At 62.4% G+C, this 2,723-nt stretch carries 3 protein-coding genes; all 3 read left to right on the top strand.

The window, feature by feature from the left end; genetic code table 11:
* On the top strand, nucleotides 1–1,308 hold a 1,308-nt coding region (locus LD28_RS0112555), incomplete at its 5' end, for a gamma-aminobutyraldehyde dehydrogenase (RefSeq protein WP_033137304.1).
* A gap of 153 nt (nucleotides 1,309–1,461) precedes the next feature.
* The gene (gene phhA, locus LD28_RS0112550; protein WP_033137303.1) at nucleotides 1,462–2,256 is read left to right on the top strand and encodes a phenylalanine 4-monooxygenase; all 795 of its coding nucleotides are present in this window, start codon (nucleotides 1,462–1,464) and stop codon (nucleotides 2,254–2,256) included.
* 52 nt (nucleotides 2,257–2,308) lie between these two features.
* On the top strand, nucleotides 2,309–2,647 hold the full coding sequence (locus tag LD28_RS0112545) for a 4a-hydroxytetrahydrobiopterin dehydratase (protein ID WP_005352635.1): 339 nt from the start codon (nucleotides 2,309–2,311) through the stop codon (nucleotides 2,645–2,647).
* Nucleotides 2,648–2,723 lie beyond the last annotated feature (76 nt).

Genomic DNA, 2,723 nt, shown 5'->3' with positions numbered 1-2,723 from the left:
CAGGTGAACCGGGCGGTGAACGGTGCCCAGCGCGCCTTCGCCCAGTGGAGCCGCACCACCCCGGCCCAGCGCAGCAACCTGCTGCTGCGTCTTGCTGATCTCATCGAGCGCCACGCCGAAGAGTTTGCGGCGCTGGAATCCCTCAACTGCGGCAAACCCTATCTGGCGGTGCTCAACGACGAGCTGCCTGCGGTGGTGGACTGCTTCCGCTTCTTTGCCGGGGCTGCCCGCTGCCTGCAAGGGCCGCTGGCGGGGGAGTATATCGAGGGGCACACCAGCATGATCCGCCGCGATCCCATCGGGGTGGTGGGCAGTATCGCCCCCTGGAACTACCCGCTGATGATGGCGGCCTGGAAGATGGCACCGGTGCTGGCGGCGGGCAATACGGTGGTGCTCAAACCCTCCGAGCAGACCCCGCTCACCGCCCTGCGCCTTGCCGAGCTCGCCAGCGAGATCTTCCCCCGCGGCGTCATCAACGTCATCTGCGGACGGGGTGAAAGCGTGGGGGCGCCGCTGGTGGAGCACCCGCTGGTGCGGATGGTGTCGCTCACCGGCGATATCGCCACCGGCCAGAAGATCCTGCAAAGCGCCGCCCGCACCATGAAGCGCACCCACCTTGAGCTGGGGGGCAAGGCGCCGGTGATCATCTTCGACGATGCGGATCTGGAGGCGGTGGTGGCGGGTATTCGTACTTTCGGCTTCTACAACGCCGGGCAAGATTGCACTGCCGCCTGCCGTATCTATGCCCAGGGCAAGATCTACGACAAGTTCGTCGCGGCCATGACCGATGCGGTGGCCTCCATCAAGGTGGGCAGCCAGTACGAGGAGGGTGTGGAGATGGGGCCGCTTATCTCGGACAGACAGCGCAACCGGGTTGCCAGCTTTGTCGAGCGGGCCCAGAGCAGCGGCCATGTGGAGGTGACGGCGGGCGGCAAGATCCGCCCCGGCAGCGGCTTCTTCTTCGAGCCGACCCTGATTGTCGGGGCCCGTCAGGAGGATGAGATCGTGCGGCGTGAGGTGTTTGGCCCCGTGGTGTCGGTGACCCGTTTCAACGATGCCGAACAGGTGGTGCAGTGGGCCAATGACTCGGACTATGGTCTCGCCTCGTCGGTCTGGACCCGGGATTTGAGCCTCGCCAGCAAGGTGGCCAGCCACCTGCAATATGGCTGCACCTGGATCAACACCCACTTTATGCTCACCTCGGAGATGCCCCACGGTGGCATGAAGATGTCGGGCTACGGCAAGGATCTCTCCCTCTATGCGCTGGAGGATTACACGGTGCCGCGCCATATCATGGTCAAGCTGTAGTGGGAGTTACTTAGCGGGTTGTCACAATTTATTTACAACTGTTTCAGGCAGCCGACTCATGGGTCGGCTGCTTTTTTTGTTGCCATTTCGTTACAGTGAAGCCGTGATGAAACGGCAAGGCGCCTTGATGTGGCGCCAGAGGATGGAACCGCTATGGCAACCTTTTACACCGCACACCAGCCGGATGCTGACGGGGTGATCCACTACAGCAACGAAGAGCACGGCACCTGGCAGATCCTGATCGAACGCCAGTTCGCGGCTCTCGATGGCAAGGGGTGTGACGAGTATCTGGCCGGTCTCGACCGGCTGGGATTGCCCCGTGATCGCATCCCCCAGCTGGCCGAGATCAACGCCGTCTTGCAGCCTGCGACCGGCTGGTCGGTGGCGGCGGTGCCTGCGCTCATCTCGTTCGATCGCTTCTTCGCCCTGCTGGCCAACCGCCAGTTTCCGGTGGCCACCTTTATCCGGCGTCGGGACGAGCTCGACTACCTGCAAGAGCCCGATATCTTTCACGAGATCTTCGGCCACTGCGCCATGCTGACCAATCCGGCCTTTGCCCACTTTACCCACCTGTATGGTCAGCTTGGCCAGCAGGCGAGCAAGGAGCAGCGGGTCTTTCTGGCCCGGCTCTACTGGTTCACCGTGGAGTTTGGCCTGCTGGCCACGCCGGACGGGCTGCGCATCTACGGCGGCGGCATTCTCTCCTCCATCGGCGAGACAGCTTATGCCCTCTGTGGCAAGCCGCTGCTGCAACCCTTCGATCTGCTGACCGTGCTGCGCACCCCGTATCGCATCGACATCATGCAGCCCACCTATTTTGTGCTGCCGAGTCTCGATCATCTCTACCAGTTGAGCGGGGAGGAGATCATGGCTGCTCTGGCCGAGGCCAGTCGGCTTGGTCTCTATCCGCCGCGCTTTGAACCTGTCTCAGGCAAGCAGGCGAGCTGACCAAAGGCAAACAACCCTATTTCATATTCATTGATCCAAGCAGGAGTAACCCATGTCCGAACTGGCCAGCCAGCAGTGTGAAGCGTGCCGCGCCGATGCCCCCAAGGTGAGCGATGAGGAGCTGCGCGAGCTGATGCAGCTTATCCCCGACTGGCAGCCGCTGGTGGAGGAGGGGGCGCTGCAACTGCGGCGGGAATTTACGTTTCGCAACTTCAAGGAGGCGCTCGCCTTCACCAACCGTCTGGGGGAGCTGGCGGAGGCGGAGTTCCACCATCCGGCCATCCTGACCGAGTGGGGCAAGGTGACCGTCAGCTGGTGGACCCACAAGATCGGCGGTTTACATCGCAACGACTTCATCATGGCGGCGCGTACAGACCAATTGCCCAGATAAGTTGAGAGCAGGTTGAGGCGGAGTATCCCCCTTCCTGCATTTCTGACCGAGTGGAGTAAGGTGACCGTCAGCTGGT

Source organism: Aeromonas finlandensis (genome assembly GCF_000764645.1).
GTDB classification, from domain to species: Bacteria; Pseudomonadota; Gammaproteobacteria; order Enterobacterales; family Aeromonadaceae; genus Aeromonas; species Aeromonas finlandensis.
The sequence above is the reverse complement of the archived record's forward strand: the minus strand, read 5'-3'. Positions and strand labels throughout refer to the sequence as shown.

Coding starts and splice junctions, on each gene's coding strand:
- phhA (WP_033137303.1), top strand. CDS start 1,462: ATGGCAACCTTTTACACCGCACACCAGCCGGATGCTGACGGGGTGATC.
- LD28_RS0112545 (WP_005352635.1), top strand. CDS start 2,309: ATGTCCGAACTGGCCAGCCAGCAGTGTGAAGCGTGCCGCGCCGATGCC.